The organism is Xanthomonas hyacinthi, assembly GCF_009769165.1.
Classification (GTDB): domain Bacteria; phylum Pseudomonadota; class Gammaproteobacteria; order Xanthomonadales; family Xanthomonadaceae; genus Xanthomonas_A; species Xanthomonas_A hyacinthi.
Genome location: NZ_CP043476.1, coordinates 636,782 through 649,510, shown reverse-complemented (window position 1 = coordinate 649,510; position 12,729 = coordinate 636,782). Strand labels below are relative to the sequence as shown.

Sequence of the window (12,729 nt, the reverse complement as noted above, 5' to 3'; positions counted from 1 at the left end):
CAGGCTGTTAGACCACTCTGGCGCGCAACAGGTCGTGAATGTTGAGCGCGCCGACCGCGCGGCCGGCGCCATCGACCACGATCAAGCCGGTGATCTTATGGGTTTCCATCAGCCGCGCGGCCTCGGCGGCGAGCTGGTCGGCGCCGATCGTGCGCGGCTGCCGGGTCATCACGTCGGCGATGCGGGTCTGGCGCACGTCCAGTGCGCTGTCCAGGGTGCGGCGCAGGTCGCCGTCGGTGAACAGGCCGAGCAGGCGGCCGTCGCCGTCGACCACGGCGGTCATGCCCAGGCGCTTGCGGCTCATCTCCACCAGCGCCTCGCTGAGGCTGGCATCCTCGCGCACCCGCGGCAGTTCGTCGCCGCCGTGCATCACGTCGGTGATGTGCAGCAGCAGGCGCCGGCCGAGGCTGCCGGCCGGGTGCGAGCGGGCGAAGTCGTCGGCGGTGAAGCCGCGCGCGTCCAGCAGCGCCACCGCCAGCGCATCGCCCAGCGCCAGCGAGGCGGTGGTGCTGGAGGTCGGCGCCAGGTCCAGCGGGCAGGCCTCGGCGGGGACGCTGACGTCCAGGTGCAGGTCGGCCTCGCGCGCCAGCGTGGACTGGGCGCGGCCGGTCATCGCGATCACCGCGTTGCCCTGGCGCTTGAGCACCGGCAGCAGCATCAGGATTTCGTCGGACTCGCCAGAATAGGACAGCGCCAGGACCACGTCGGCATCGGTGATCATGCCCAGGTCGCCGTGCCCGGCCTCGCCCGGATGCACGTAGAACGCCGGGGTGCCGGTGGAGGCGAGGGTGGCGGCGATCTTGCGCGCCACGTGCCCGGACTTGCCCATGCCGGTGGCGACCACGCGCCCGTGCGAGGCCAGGATCAGCCGGCAGGCGGCGGCGAACGCGGCGCCGATGCGCGCGCCGACCGCGCCCAGCGCGGCCTGCTCGATCTCGACCACGCGGCGGCCGCTGGCGACCAGGCTGGCGTCGTCGATCGCGTCGGGGGACAGGGGCGATACAGCCATGCGGATGCCGGTCGGAGGGTAGAATGGCCGATCATTTTATTAGGAAAGCCCGTTGGACGCCGAAACCATCCGTAAACTGATCGAGGCCGGCCTGCCTGGCGCGCGCGTGCAGGTGCAGGGCGACGACGGCGTGCACTTCGAGGCCACCGTGGTCAGCGCGGCCTTCGCCGGCAAGCTGCCGCTGGCCCGCCACCGCATGGTGTACGCGACGCTGGGCGAGCTGATGGGCGGGGCGATCCATGCGCTGGCGCTGACCACGCAGACCCCCGACCAGGCTGGCTGAGCCGTCCACGCGTTCGGCTCCTTCTTTTTCGAATCCCCCGAGACCCATGGCCAAAATCGTAGTGACCGGCGGCAACGCGCTGCACGGTGAAGTGAACATTTCCGGCGCCAAGAACGCGGTGCTGCCGATCCTGTGCGCGACCCTGCTGGCCGATGCGCCGGTGGAGATCACCAACGTGCCGCAGCTGCACGACGTGATCACCACGGTGAAGCTGCTCGGCGAACTGGGCGCCGAAGTCACCATCGACGAAGGCACCCTGGCGCGCGGCAGCGCGATCACCGTCGATCCGCGCAAGGTCGACCAGCACGTCGCGCCGTACGAACTGGTGCGCACCATGCGCGCCTCGATCCTGGTGCTGGGCCCGCTGCTGGCCAAGTTCGGCGCCGCGGAAGTGTCGCTGCCCGGCGGCTGCGCGATCGGCTCGCGGCCGGTGGACCAGCACATCAAGGGCCTGCAGGCGCTGGGCGCGGAGATCAGCGTCGAGAACGGCTACATCAAGGCCACCAGCAACGGCCGGCTCAAGGGCGGCCGCTACGTGTTCGACATGGTCAGCGTCACCGGCACCGAGAACGTGCTGATGGCCGCGACCCTGGCCGACGGCACCACGGTGCTGGAGAACGCGGCGATGGAGCCGGAAGTCGCCGACCTGGCCGACTGCCTGATCGCGCTCGGCGCCAGGATCGAAGGCGCCGGCACCTCGCGCATCGTGGTGCAGGGCGTGGCGCGCCTGTCCGGCGGCCGCCACGCGGTGCTGCCCGACCGCATCGAGACCGGCACCTTCCTGGTCGCCGCGGCGATGACCGGCGGCAGCGTCACCGTGCGCCGCGCGCGTGCCGACACGCTCGACGCGGTGCTCGACAAGCTGAGCGAGGCCGGCGCCAGCATCGAGACCGGCCCGGACTGGATCCGCCTGGACATGCACGACAAGCGCCCGCGCGCGGTCAGCCTGACCACCGCGCCGTACCCGGCGTTCCCCACCGACATGCAGGCGCAATTCATGGCGCTCAACTGCGTGGCCGACGGCGTCGGCGTGATCAACGAGACGATCTTCGAGAACCGCTTCATGCACGTCAACGAACTGCTGCGCCTGGGCGCGGACATCCAGGTCGAAGGCCACACCGCGATCGTGCGCGGCAGCGAGCGGCTCAGCGGCGCGCCGGTGATGGCCACCGACCTGCGCGCCTCGGCCTCGCTGATCCTGGCCGGGCTGGTCGCCGACGGCGATACCAGCATCGACCGCATCTACCACCTGGACCGTGGCTACGAGAACATCGAGGAGAAGCTGGGGGCGCTGGGCGCGTCGATCCGGCGCATCGCATGATCCTCAGCGGCCGCTTCAGCCGCCGGCGCAAGGTGCTGCTGGCGGTGGTGATCCTGGTGCTGGCCTGGGTCGGCTACGCCTGGCATGCCGGCATCGCCATCACCCAGGGCGTCGAACAGCGCGACATGGACTGGAACGGCGACGGCCAGGTCAGCCGCAGCGAGATCGCGCAGGCGTTCTACGCGGTCGGCGTGACCCGCACCCAGGACGGCCCGCGCCAATGCAGCACCTTCTACTGGCGCAACAGCGGCGCGCAGATCCGCGTGGACTGCCGCACCACGTTCGCGCCGGCGGCGCAGGACAAGGCGGGCGCCGGGAAGAAGTAGCGTCCCGCCGCGCCGCCATCGGCGGCAACAGGCGGCGGCGACCGCCGCACCGGCGTGCTGGCGTGCGGCGCTGCCGGAGAGGGAATGAAAAAGGCGGGCCGCCAGGCCCGCCTTTTTCCGTATGCGACTGGACGCGCGCGTGTCAGTGCAGCGTCTTGATGGTCAGGTCCAGCGCGTCCTGGCCGTTCTCGCGCTGCAGGATGCGCACCGGCACCGGCATGTCCGGCACGATCCAGGCGATGATCTCCTTGGCGCCGTCGCTGCGGCTGACCTTGGTCGCCTGCTCGCGCTTGCCGTTGACGCTGATGGCTTCCTTGCCGGCCACGTGGTAGGTCATCGGCTTGGCGCGGCCCTCGTCGACCATGCGGTAGCTGGGGGTCTTGCCGGCGTTGACGTCGCGCGCGATCGCCAGATTGATCAGCAGCGCATCCATGTCGCCCGGCTGCAGCTTCACCGGGCCGCGGCGGTCGGGCTTGACGTCGCCGGCCCAGGTCGCCTGCGCGGTGTTCCAGTCGTAATTGGCGGTCACCGCCTTCTTCCTGATCAGGAACAGCGAGCGGTCGTCGCTGCTGAGCGGACGCAGTTGCCCGCCTTTCTCCTCGAACACGGTGCTCTGGCTCAGGTCGGCGACCTGGTTCTTGATCGACAGGCTGTAGCGCCAGCGGTTGCCGCCTTCGCTGGCCAGGGTCATCAAGCCGTTGGCCTGCATGCCCATGTAGCTGGCCTGGTAGTCGGCCTTGAACGGCTCCAGCGCCAGGGCGGGCAGGCTGGCCATGGCCAGCAGGGCGGCGGCGAGGGCGGACCGCGGGCGGGCGATGCGTGTCATGGTCAGACTCCTTGGTATTCGGTCAGGCGCAGGTCGATGCGGTCTTCGCCGTCTTCGCGCTGCAGGATGCGCACCGGCGTCGGCACACCGTTGGCGATCCACAGGATGGTCTCATTCTTGCCGCCATTGGTGCGCGACACGCGCAGCGCGTCGTAGCTGATATCGCCGATCTGCACCGTCTCGGTCTGCTCGGCGGCGTGGTAGATGTGCTCGCGCACCCGGCCGACGTCGACGAAGCGGTAGCTCATGGTCTTGCCCGGCTGCGCGTCGCGCATGATCGACAGGTTGATCAGCAGCGCGCTCTGGTCGCCGGGCTGCAGCGGGATCGGCTGCTGGCGGTCCTTCTTCAGGTCGCCGTCCCAGCGCGCCACGCCCTGGCCCCAGTCGTAGACGCCGGTGACCTTCTTGCCGAAAAAGATCGCCTTCTTCACCGTGCTCTGGCTCTGCGGCACGTAGCGCCCGTCCTGGGTGCGGAACACCGTGCTCTGCTCGAGGTTGAGGCCGAGGATGCTGGCGAAGCCGCTGCGGCCCTGCACGCCCAGGTCCACGCGCCACTCGTCGCCACCGCTGTGGCTGACCTGCATGCGCGCATCGCCGGCCTGCTTGCCCTTGTACAGCGCCTGGTAGGTGGCCACGAATGGCTGCAGCGGCGGCGGCGTCCAGGGTTCGGCCTGCAGCCCCGGCGCGGCGGCCGGAACGGGCGCGGTCGGCGCTGCCGGCGCGGATGTCGCCGGCGCCGGCGCGCGCTGCGCGAGCGCGCCGACGGCCGGCGCCAGCAGGCCGAGACTGGCCACGGCGAGAACAGCGAACTGACGCGGGAGGGACTTCATGGGATCGGCTGCGAGGGAGGGGAGTTGAGCGCGAAGCTGCCGCAGCGGAATGAAGGCTGCGGCGTATTCAGGGAATCAGCATGCCCTGGCAATCTAGGCGCAGCGGACTAAACCGGCACTGACCGTCGAGCCAGACGCTGCCGTCCCGTTCAGCCAGGCGTCCAGCCGCGGCCAGCTGCAGCACCGCGCACAGCAACTGGTGCTCGCGCGGCAGCAGGCGCTGCGCCAGATCCTCCGCGCGGTCGCCGGCCTGCACCGGCACCCGCACCTGCGCGATCACCGCGCCGGCATCCAGTTCCGGCACCACGAAGTGCACGCTGGCGCCGTGTTCGGCGTCGCCGGCCGCCAGCGCCAGCGCATGCGTGTGCAGGCCGCGGTACTTGGGCAGCAGCGAGGGGTGGATGTTGAGCAGGCGGCCGGCGAAGCGCTGCACGAAGCCGGCGCCGAGGATGCGCATGTAGCCGGCGCAGACGATCCAGTCCGGCTGCACGGCGGCGACCGCGTCGCCCAGCGCCTGGTCGAAGCCGGCGCGGTCGGGGAAGCGGTTCGGCGCCGCCGCCCAGCGCTGCGCCGGCGCCACCCTGGCCAGCGCCGGTGCCTGCGCGCGGTCGCTGAACACGCCGACCAGCTGCGCGTCCAGCGCGCCGGCGGCGATCGCATCGAGCAGCGCCTGCAGGTTGGAGCCGCGGCCGGAAACCAGCACCGCCAGGCGGATCGTCATCGGCGCGGGTCCTGGAGCAGGGCGGCGCTGGCCGGGCGCTGCAACACCAGCAGGGTCCACCCCCCCAGCGCCGTGCCCGGCGGGAAGCCGAGGCAGGGCAGCGTCGCGGCGGCCTTGCACAGCCTCAGCTGGCGGCGCCGGCGCAGCGCCAACGCGGCGGCCACGTTCGCCAGCAGCAACACCAGGCCTTGCCGCCACGCCATCACCGCATACGGGGTCGCCAGGGTGCGGACATCCGATTCGGCGCGCAGGGACGCCATGCGATCCAGGTCCGGCGCGGGCAGGGGTGGGGGCAGCGACATCGTGCGGTCTCTAGCGCGGCGGTGGGAGGGGATGGCTGGCGCGGCGCCACGGCCAGGCGCTCGCGCAGCCCAGCGTGGCCAGCAGCATGTCCATGTGCGCGTCCCACGGATCGCCCTGCTGGCCGTTGTAGGACTCGGCCTGCTCGGGCGACAGCAGCAGCGCGATCAGCCATTCGAGCCATTCGTAGAGCAGGCTGGCGCACATGATCGCCATCGTCGCCAGCGCGAACGCCTGCCGCGCCGTCAGCGCCGGCCAACGCTGCCGCGCGTGCTCGCGCAGTGCCGGCGCCAAGCACAGCCCGAACAGCAGGTGGATCAGGCGGTCGGTGTGGTTGCGCTGCCAGCCGAACGCGGCATTCGGCGACCAGCCGATCGCCGTGCGCAGCCACTGGTCGTAGGGCACGTTGGAATACAGCCAGTGCGCGGCGATGTTGTGCACGCTGATGAACGCGCAGATCGCGGCGAAGTGCGCGCCGCGCAGCGGCCAGCGGCGGTCGTGCCAGACCAGCCAGGCGATGCCCAGCACCGCCAGCGAGCTGTGCAGTGCCTGTTCCGCGGGCCACAACGGATGCACCCAGCTGGCGGCGAACACCGCCAGGGTCAGCGCCAGCCAGGCGCGCTTGGCCGCCGCCATGCGGCTCAGCCGATGTGCACGCGTTCGCCGGCGCCGGCCGCCGCCACCGCGCCGATCTGCCAATGCGCCAGGCCCAGTGTGTCCAGGCTGCGCTGCAGCGCGGCGACCTGGTCGGGCGCGGCCACCAGCACGAAGCCGATGCCGCAGTTGAAGGTGCGCCACATCTCGCTGTCGGCGACCGCGCCTTCGCGCTGCAGCCACTCGAACACCGGCGGCAGGGTCCAGGCGCTGGCGCGGATGTCCAGGCCCAGGCCGTCGGGGATCACGCGGATGATGTTCTCGGTCAGGCCGCCGCCGGTGATGTGCGCCATCGCGTGGATGCCGTCGGCGTGCTCGCCGCGCAGCAGCGACAGGATCGGCCTGACGTACAGCGCGGTCGGCGCCATCAGCGCATCGGCCAGGCTGGTGCCGCCGAGCTGCAGCTCGGCCGGGCGCCCGGCGCGGTCGTAGATGCGGCGGATCAGCGAATAGCCGTTGGAATGCGGACCGGAGGAGGCGATGCCGATCAGCACGTCGCCCTGGCGCACCTTGGCGCCGTCGAGCAGCTGCGACTTCTCCACCGCGCCGACGGTGAAGCCGGCCAGGTCGTACTCGCCCGGCGGATACATGTCGGGCATTTCCGCGGTCTCGCCGCCGATCAGCGCGCAGCCGGCCAGTTCGCAGCCGCGGGCGATGCCGCCGACCACCGCCACGGTGGTCTCCACGTCGAGCTTGCCGGTGGCGAAGTAGTCCAGGAAGAACAGCGGCTCGGCGCCCTGCACCAGCACGTCGTTGACGCACATGCCGACCAGGTCGATGCCGATGCTGTCGTGCCGGCCCAGCTGTTGCGCCAGCTTCAGCTTGGTGCCGACGCCGTCGGTGCCGGACACCAGCACCGGCTCGCGGTACTTGCCGGACAGGTCGAACAGCGCGCCGAAACCGCCCAGCCCGCCCATCACCTCGGGGCGGAAGCTGCGCTTGACCAAGGGTTTGATGCGTTCGACCACGGCATTGCCGGCATCGATGTCGACGCCGGCGTCGCGGTAGGTCAACGGGGCGGCGGCGGGGGTCTGGGAAGTGGTCACGGGCGGCGGCGGCGGCGGAAAGACGGCGATTTTAACAGGCCACGTTGGCGCTACGGCCGCATTCGGGCAACAATTCGCCCCGGATACGCCGAGCAATGGAACCTTCGATGCGCCGCAGCCTTGCCTTACTCCTGTCTTTCGCGCTGTGCCTGCCTGCCGCGGCCGCCCTGGCCCAGGCCGATCTGCGCACCGAAGGCGACGTCGCCGGCGCGCAGAGTCCCTACGATGCCGAGGTGCCGGTCAACAGCCAGAGCGAGGCCGACCGCAACGGCGCGGTGGCGCGCGCGCTGGGCGTGGTGCTCGGCAAGATCTCCGGCGACCGCGCGGTGATGTCGCGCCCGGGGGTGACCCAGGCGCTGCGCAACGCCAAGAACTTCGTCGACAGCTACGACTACCGGCAGGACCAGGGCACCTCGCCGAGCGGTGCGCCGACCTTCCGCACCACCTTGATCGCGCGTTTCCGGCAGAGCGACGTCGACGGCCTGGCTGCGGCGCTGGGCCTGCCGCTGTGGCCGCAGCCGCGGCCCAAGCCGGTGCTGTGGCTGGCGATCGACGACGGCAGCGGCCCGCGCCTGGTCGGCGTGCAGCAGTCCAATGCCGCGCGCAGCGTGCTGGACCGGGCGATCGAGCGCGGCTACCGGCTCGGCCTGCCCACCGGCAGCGCCGCCGAGCAGGCGCTGGTCGGCGCGATCTGGCGCCAGGACACCGCCGCGGTAGCCAGCGCCTCGTCGCGCTACAGCCCGCCGATGCAGCTGATCGGCAAGCTGTACCGCGGCAAGTCCGGCGGCTGGACCGCCGACTGGGTGTTCGTCGACAGCGGCAAGGCGTTGTCCAGCTGGTCGGTCAGCGACGCCGATGCGCGCCGGGCCATGGCCGCCGGCGCCGACGGCGCCGCCGATGCGCTGGTCAAGCGCTACGCCAAGGCCGCCAGCACCGGCCCGGCCGGCGTGTACCGGGTGCTGATCAGCGGCATCAGCAGCGCCGACGACTACCTGCGCGCGTCCGCGGCGCTGCAGAACACCTCGGTGGTGCGGCGCATCGTGCCGATCCAGGCCAGCGGCGACCGCCTGGAACTGGACCTGGATCTGCTCAGCGGCGTGTCCGGACTGAACCGCATGCTCGGCGCCGACAGTCCGCTGCAGCCGGTGACGCTGCCGGTCGAGGGCGGCCCGATCCTCCTCAATACCGAGCGCACGGAGTACCGGCTCAAATGATGCTGTCCCCCGAAGCGGAAATCGCCCAGTTCCTGCGCCGCCTGAAATGGGCGGCGGTGATCCTGGGCGTGCTGTGGGTGATGGCGCTGCTGGCGCCGATTCTGACCCCGTTCGTGCTGGCGCTGCTGCTGGGCTGGCTCGGCGATCCGCTGGTCGATCGCCTGGAGCGCGCCGGCCGTTCGCGCAACATGGCGGTGACCCTGGTGTTCGTGCTGATGCTGTTGCTGCTGGTGCTGGCGCTGCTGATCCTGGTGCCGATGCTGGAGCGGCAGATCGTCACCTTCATCGACGTACTGCCGCAGGCGCGCGACTGGTTCACCGGCACCGCGATCCCGTGGGCCGAGCAGAAGACCGGGCTGCAGCTGATGGCCTGGCTGGATCCGGAACGGCTGATCGAATGGATCCGTGGCCACTGGCAGCAGGCCGGCGGCGTCGCCGCGACCTTCTTCGGCTACCTGTCGCGTTCGGGTTTCGCGATGGTCACCTGGGTGGTGAACCTGGTGCTGCTGCCGATCCTGACCTTCTACTTCCTGCGCGACTGGGACATCCTGGTCGAGCGCGTGGCCGCGACCATCCCGCGCAACCACGTCGCCACCGTCGGCCGCCTGGCGCGGCAGTCCAACGAGGTGCTGGGCGCGTTCATCCGCGGCCAGTTCCTGGTGATGCTGGCGCTGGGCGTGATCTACGCCGGCGGGCTGAGCCTGGTCGGGCTCAATCTCGGCCTGCTGATCGGCATCATCGCCGGCCTGATCAGCTTCATCCCGTACCTGGGCGCGACCACCGGCATCCTGCTCGCGGTGCTGGCCGCCCTGGTCCAGGCCAAGGGCTTCGACCTGCAACTGATGATCCTGGTCGGCGTGGTGTTCACCGTCGGCCAGCTGCTGGAAAGCTACGTGCTGACCCCGCGCATCGTCGGCGACAAGATCGGCCTGCACCCGGTGGCGGTGATCTTCGCGGTGATGGCCGGCGGCCAGTTGTTCGGCTTCCTCGGCATGCTGCTGGCGCTGCCGGTGGCGGCGGTGGCCAACGTGCTGCTGCACTACCTGCACGAACAGTACCGGCAGAGCGAGCTGTATGCCGGCGACAAGTCGGCGATCCTGCTCGACGGCAGCGCCGAGCGGGCGCCGTTGATCGAACTGCCGCCGCGTGGCCCCGAGCAGCCGTGAGCGTGCCGCAGCTGCCGTTGGCGTTGCGCTATCCGCCGGAACAGCGCTTCGACCGCTATGTCGGCGCGCCGGCCGGGCTGCTGGCGCAATTGCAGGCCGTCGCCGACGGCCGCGACGTGGACTGGATCTATCTGTCCGGCACCGCCGGCACCGGCAAGACCCACCTGGCGCTGGCGCTGTGCGCGGCGGCCGAGCAGGCCGGGCGCCGCGCCGCCTACCTGCCGCTGCAGGCCGCGGCCGGGCGCCTGCGCGATGCGCTGGAAGCGCTGGAAGGGCGCGACCAGGTTGCGCTGGACGGATTGGAAGCCATCGCCGGGCAGCGCGAGGACGAAGTGGCGCTGTTCGATTTCCACAACCGTGCGCGCAGCGCCGGGGTGACCCTGCTGTACACCGCGCAGGCGATGCCCGACGGGCTGGCGCTGACCCTGCCCGACCTGCGCTCGCGGTTGGCGCAATGCACGCGCATCGCGCTGTCGCCGCTGGACGATGCCGGCCGCGCCGCAGTGCTGCGCGAGCGCGCGCAACGCCGCGGCCTGGTGCTGGAGGACGCGGCGCTCGACTGGCTGCTGACCCATGCCGGCCGCGACCTGGCCGGCCTGGTCGCGCTGCTGGAACGGCTGGACCGCGCATCGCTGGCGGCGCAGCGGCGGGTCACGGTGCCGTTTTTGCGGCGGGTGTTGGAGGGGCCGGGATTGGGGATTGGGGATTCGGGATTCGGCAAAAGCTGAGTTCCCGCGACTTCACGCCCAGCGCGCGAGGCGGACGATCGAATCCTGTTCGGGAAAGCCTGCCGCCAGCCGCTGCATGCGGGCGCCGGCGTGCTCAGCTTTTCCCGATTCCCGATTTCCGATTCCCGATTCCCAACTCCAGTTCAGCCAGCCGCTGCGGCGTGCCGACGTCGGTCCAGCGGCCGCGATGGTGCAGGCCATGGATGCGGCCGGCCGCCATGTGCGCACGCAGGATCGGCGGCAGCGCGAAGCGCGGCGGCGTGGCGTGTTCTGCAACGGGCGTGGCGAACGCCGCCTGCCAGTCGCGCAGCAGTTCCGGGCGATAGATGCCGATGCCGGCGTAGGTCAGCAGCGGCGCGCCATCGCTGCGCAGCGTGGCGTCGGCATGCAGCGCGAAATCGCCGTGCGCCGCATAGGCCGGCGGATCGACCAGCACCAGCTGCGCCAGCCCGGCCGGCTCCGGCGCCAGATGCGCGAAATCGAAATCGGTCCAGATGTCGCCGTTGACCAGCAGGAATGGCGCCGGCCCGAGCAGCGGCAACGCGTGCAGCATGCCGCCGCCGGTCTCCAGCGGCGTGGCGCCTTCGTAGGAATAGGCGATGCGCAACCCGAACGCGCTGCCGTCGCCGAGTGCCTGCGGGAACTGCTCGGCCAGCCACGCGGTGTTGATCACCACCTCGCGCACGCCCAGCGCGGCGAGCTTGCGCAGGTGCCACACGATCAGCGGCGTGCCGCCCACCGCCAGCAGCGGCTTGGGCGTGCGTTCGGTCAGCGGGCGCATGCGCTCGCCGACGCCGGCGGCGAAGATCAGCGCCTTCATGCGCCGGCTGCCGCGCGCTGCGCCAGCGCCGGCTTGATCCGCGCCTGCAGCAGCTGCGCCAGCGGTTGCAGCTCCGGGTGCCGCGGCAACACTTCGTCGAGGTAGCCGATGAAGCGCGGCACGTTGTCCAAATACCAGGCCTTGCCGTCGCGGTAGTTCAGCCGCGCGAAGATGCCCAGGTTCTTCAGGTGCCGCTGCACCCCCATCCAGTCCGCGTCGCGCAGGAACTGCGCCCGCGGCGGCAGCGTGATCCCGGCCTGCAGCGCGCGCGCGTGGTAGCGCGCCAGCCACGCATCGACCCGCGCCAGCGGCCAGTTCACGGTGGTGTCCTTGAACAGGCTGACCGGATCGTAGGCGACCGGGCCGAGCACGCAGTCCTGGAAGTCCAGCACCGCCGGTCCATCGGCCACCGGCATCAGGTTGCGCGGCATGAAGTCGCGGTGCACCAGCACCCGCGGCTGCGCCAGCGCGTTGACCATCAGCTGGCGTTGCACCGCGTGCAGCGCCTCGCGTTCGGCGGCGTCCAGGCGCAGCTGCAGATGGCGCTGCAGGAACCATTCCTCGAACAACCCGGCGTCGCGCTGCAGCAGCGCCTCGCCGAACACGCCCAGCTCCGGCGGCGGCGCGATCGCCTGCAGCCGCAGCAGCTGCCCGAGCGCGGCGTCGAACTGCGCATCGGCCGAGGCGTCGTCCAGGGTCTGCGCCAGGGTCGGGCCGCCCAGGTCTTCCAGCAGCAGCAAGCCGGCCTCCGCGTCCTGCGCCAGGATCGTCGGCACGCGCACGCCGCCTCGCTGCAGCAGTGCGTGCATGCGCAGCCACGGGCGCACGTCCTCCAGGCCCGGCGGCGAATCCATCAGCACGCGGCTGGCGCCTGCGCCGTGGCTGCGCCAATAGCTGCGCCAGCCAGCATCGATCGACGCGCGCTGCAGCGTCGCCTGCGCGTCGCCCAGCGCAACGCGCGCCCACTGCAGACGCTGCGCAGCGCGCAAGTCTTGGGCATCAGGAAGAACGGTGCTGGAACTCATCGGCACGCCGCGGCGGACATTGGCCGCACAGCGTAAACGTGCGGCGCCGGCATGGCGAGTCGCGAACGGGACTCAGCGCCTGCCGAGGAACAGCCGCAGCAGCGCGAGCAGGGCGATGGCGCCGAGCAGTGCACCGAGGAAGCCGGCCGGCTCGCCGCGGCTGTACCAGCCCATGTAGTGGCCGAACCAGCCCGCCACCAGCGCGCCGGCGATGCCGAGCAGCACGGTGAACAGGCAGCCGGAGCGGCCGCCGCCCGGACCCAGGAAACGCGCCAGCAGGCCGACCACGAATCCGACCAGGATGACGTACAGCCAGCCGTCGCTGCCGAACAGGTTGTGCATGGAGGCGTACCGGAACGTGGAAGGGAAGCGGATCGTGCCAGATTCGGCCGCGATGCGGCGTGCAGAAAGTGGCGGCCGGCGACGGCCTTAAGCGGCTGTGCAGGCACAGCTTGCGCAC

At 71.2% G+C, this 12,729-nt stretch carries 16 protein-coding genes; 6 read left to right on the top strand and 10 right to left on the bottom strand.

Features of this window, described 5'->3' with window-relative positions:
• Window positions 1–7: 7 nt before the first annotated feature.
• Window positions 8–1,009 carry a KpsF/GutQ family sugar-phosphate isomerase gene (locus FZ025_RS02995; protein ID WP_046977458.1) on the bottom strand — a complete coding sequence of 334 codons (1,002 nt, stop codon included), beginning with the start codon at window positions 1,007–1,009 and terminating at the stop codon, window positions 8–10.
• A 52-nt stretch (window positions 1,010–1,061) separates the two neighbouring features.
• Between FZ025_RS02995 and FZ025_RS02990 the strand changes: the two genes are divergently transcribed.
• The 3 genes from FZ025_RS02990 to FZ025_RS02980 are packed head-to-tail and all read left to right on the top strand — an operon-like array spanning window position 1,062 to window position 2,939.
• Window positions 1,062–1,292, top strand: a complete 231-nt coding sequence (locus tag FZ025_RS02990; RefSeq protein ID WP_046977459.1) for a BolA family protein — start codon at window positions 1,062–1,064, stop codon at window positions 1,290–1,292.
• A gap of 46 nt (window positions 1,293–1,338) precedes the next feature.
• Window positions 1,339–2,613, top strand: coding sequence for a UDP-N-acetylglucosamine 1-carboxyvinyltransferase (murA, locus tag FZ025_RS02985; RefSeq protein ID WP_046977460.1), 1,275 nt, complete (start codon window positions 1,339–1,341; stop codon window positions 2,611–2,613).
• Window positions 2,610–2,939, top strand: a complete 330-nt coding sequence (locus FZ025_RS02980; protein WP_046977461.1) for a hypothetical protein — start codon at window positions 2,610–2,612, stop codon at window positions 2,937–2,939. Before murA ends, FZ025_RS02980 begins: the two co-directional genes overlap by 4 nt.
• Before the next feature lie 142 nt (window positions 2,940–3,081).
• On the opposite strand, the gene FZ025_RS02975 is transcribed toward FZ025_RS02980, so the two are convergent.
• The 6 genes from FZ025_RS02975 to purM all read right to left on the bottom strand — a co-directional run bounded on the left by FZ025_RS02975 (window position 3,082) and on the right by purM (window position 7,283).
• Complete coding sequence (locus FZ025_RS02975) at window positions 3,082–3,765, bottom strand: DUF3108 domain-containing protein (RefSeq protein ID WP_046977462.1); 684 nt, start codon at window positions 3,763–3,765, stop codon at window positions 3,082–3,084.
• Between the two features lie 2 nt (window positions 3,766–3,767).
• On the bottom strand, window positions 3,768–4,595 hold the full coding sequence (locus tag FZ025_RS02970) for a DUF3108 domain-containing protein (protein ID WP_046977463.1): 828 nt from the start codon (window positions 4,593–4,595) through the stop codon (window positions 3,768–3,770).
• A 67-nt stretch (window positions 4,596–4,662) separates the two neighbouring features.
• Window positions 4,663–5,316 carry a phosphoribosylglycinamide formyltransferase gene (gene purN / locus FZ025_RS02965; RefSeq protein ID WP_046977464.1) on the bottom strand — a complete coding sequence of 218 codons (654 nt, stop codon included), beginning with the start codon at window positions 5,314–5,316 and terminating at the stop codon, window positions 4,663–4,665.
• Window positions 5,313–5,618, bottom strand: a complete 306-nt coding sequence (locus FZ025_RS02960) for a hypothetical protein (protein WP_046977465.1) — start codon at window positions 5,616–5,618, stop codon at window positions 5,313–5,315. The genes purN and FZ025_RS02960 overlap by 4 nt, the downstream gene beginning before the upstream one ends.
• 10 nt (window positions 5,619–5,628) lie before the next feature.
• Entirely contained in the window at window positions 5,629–6,252 is a 624-nt protein-coding gene (locus tag FZ025_RS02955) for a DUF2238 domain-containing protein (protein WP_104558965.1), read from the bottom strand.
• Window positions 6,253–6,257: 5 nt separating this feature from the next.
• Window positions 6,258–7,283 carry a phosphoribosylformylglycinamidine cyclo-ligase gene (gene purM / locus FZ025_RS02950; protein WP_208803778.1) on the bottom strand — a complete coding sequence of 342 codons (1,026 nt, stop codon included), beginning with the start codon at window positions 7,281–7,283 and terminating at the stop codon, window positions 6,258–6,260.
• Window positions 7,284–7,411: 128 nt separating this feature from the next.
• On the opposite strand from purM, the gene FZ025_RS02945 reads away from it, so the two are divergent.
• Genes FZ025_RS02945 through hda form a run of 3 tightly spaced genes read left to right on the top strand, consistent with a single transcriptional unit; the run spans window position 7,412 to window position 10,424 of the window.
• Window positions 7,412–8,530 carry a DUF2066 domain-containing protein gene (locus FZ025_RS02945; protein WP_167523866.1) on the top strand — a complete coding sequence of 373 codons (1,119 nt, stop codon included), beginning with the start codon at window positions 7,412–7,414 and terminating at the stop codon, window positions 8,528–8,530.
• Complete coding sequence (locus tag FZ025_RS02940; protein WP_046981991.1) at window positions 8,527–9,696, top strand: AI-2E family transporter; 1,170 nt, start codon at window positions 8,527–8,529, stop codon at window positions 9,694–9,696. Before FZ025_RS02945 ends, FZ025_RS02940 begins: the two co-directional genes overlap by 4 nt.
• Entirely contained in the window at window positions 9,693–10,424 is a 732-nt protein-coding gene (gene hda / locus FZ025_RS02935) for a DnaA regulatory inactivator Hda (RefSeq protein WP_104558968.1), read from the top strand. The genes FZ025_RS02940 and hda overlap by 4 nt, the downstream gene beginning before the upstream one ends.
• A gap of 94 nt (window positions 10,425–10,518) precedes the next feature.
• Here the strand turns inward: hda and murU are convergent, their stop codons facing one another.
• The 3 genes from murU to FZ025_RS02920 all read right to left on the bottom strand — a co-directional run bounded on the left by murU (window position 10,519) and on the right by FZ025_RS02920 (window position 12,611).
• Window positions 10,519–11,244: an N-acetylmuramate alpha-1-phosphate uridylyltransferase MurU gene (gene murU, locus FZ025_RS02930; RefSeq protein WP_046979271.1), complete on the bottom strand. Its 726-nt coding sequence runs from the start codon at window positions 11,242–11,244 to the stop codon at window positions 10,519–10,521.
• Window positions 11,241–12,269, bottom strand: a complete 1,029-nt coding sequence (locus tag FZ025_RS02925; protein ID WP_046979272.1) for an aminoglycoside phosphotransferase family protein — start codon at window positions 12,267–12,269, stop codon at window positions 11,241–11,243. The genes murU and FZ025_RS02925 overlap by 4 nt, the downstream gene beginning before the upstream one ends.
• A gap of 72 nt (window positions 12,270–12,341) precedes the next feature.
• Window positions 12,342–12,611: a GlsB/YeaQ/YmgE family stress response membrane protein gene (locus FZ025_RS02920; protein ID WP_046979273.1), complete on the bottom strand. Its 270-nt coding sequence runs from the start codon at window positions 12,609–12,611 to the stop codon at window positions 12,342–12,344.
• Window positions 12,612–12,729 lie beyond the last annotated feature (118 nt).

What these genes read in the sequence shown, in the direction of transcription:
- FZ025_RS02970 (WP_046977463.1), bottom strand. Translation starts at nt 4,595, where the DNA reads ATGAAGTCCCTCCCGCGTCAGTTCGCTGTTCTCGCCGTGGCCAGTCTC.
- murA (WP_046977460.1), top strand. Translation starts at nt 1,339, where the DNA reads ATGGCCAAAATCGTAGTGACCGGCGGCAACGCGCTGCACGGTGAAGTG.
- FZ025_RS02995 (WP_046977458.1), bottom strand. Translation starts at nt 1,009, where the DNA reads ATGGCTGTATCGCCCCTGTCCCCCGACGCGATCGACGACGCCAGCCTG.
- FZ025_RS02980 (WP_046977461.1), top strand. Translation starts at nt 2,610, where the DNA reads ATGATCCTCAGCGGCCGCTTCAGCCGCCGGCGCAAGGTGCTGCTGGCG.
- purN (WP_046977464.1), bottom strand. Translation starts at nt 5,316, where the DNA reads ATGACGATCCGCCTGGCGGTGCTGGTTTCCGGCCGCGGCTCCAACCTG.
- murU (WP_046979271.1), bottom strand. Translation starts at nt 11,244, where the DNA reads ATGAAGGCGCTGATCTTCGCCGCCGGCGTCGGCGAGCGCATGCGCCCG.
- FZ025_RS02955 (WP_104558965.1), bottom strand. Translation starts at nt 6,252, where the DNA reads ATGGCGGCGGCCAAGCGCGCCTGGCTGGCGCTGACCCTGGCGGTGTTC.
- FZ025_RS02940 (WP_046981991.1), top strand. Translation starts at nt 8,527, where the DNA reads ATGATGCTGTCCCCCGAAGCGGAAATCGCCCAGTTCCTGCGCCGCCTG.
- FZ025_RS02945 (WP_167523866.1), top strand. Translation starts at nt 7,412, where the DNA reads ATGGAACCTTCGATGCGCCGCAGCCTTGCCTTACTCCTGTCTTTCGCG.
- FZ025_RS02975 (WP_046977462.1), bottom strand. Translation starts at nt 3,765, where the DNA reads ATGACACGCATCGCCCGCCCGCGGTCCGCCCTCGCCGCCGCCCTGCTG.
- FZ025_RS02920 (WP_046979273.1), bottom strand. Translation starts at nt 12,611, where the DNA reads ATGCACAACCTGTTCGGCAGCGACGGCTGGCTGTACGTCATCCTGGTC.
- FZ025_RS02960 (WP_046977465.1), bottom strand. Translation starts at nt 5,618, where the DNA reads ATGTCGCTGCCCCCACCCCTGCCCGCGCCGGACCTGGATCGCATGGCG.
- FZ025_RS02925 (WP_046979272.1), bottom strand. Translation starts at nt 12,269, where the DNA reads ATGAGTTCCAGCACCGTTCTTCCTGATGCCCAAGACTTGCGCGCTGCG.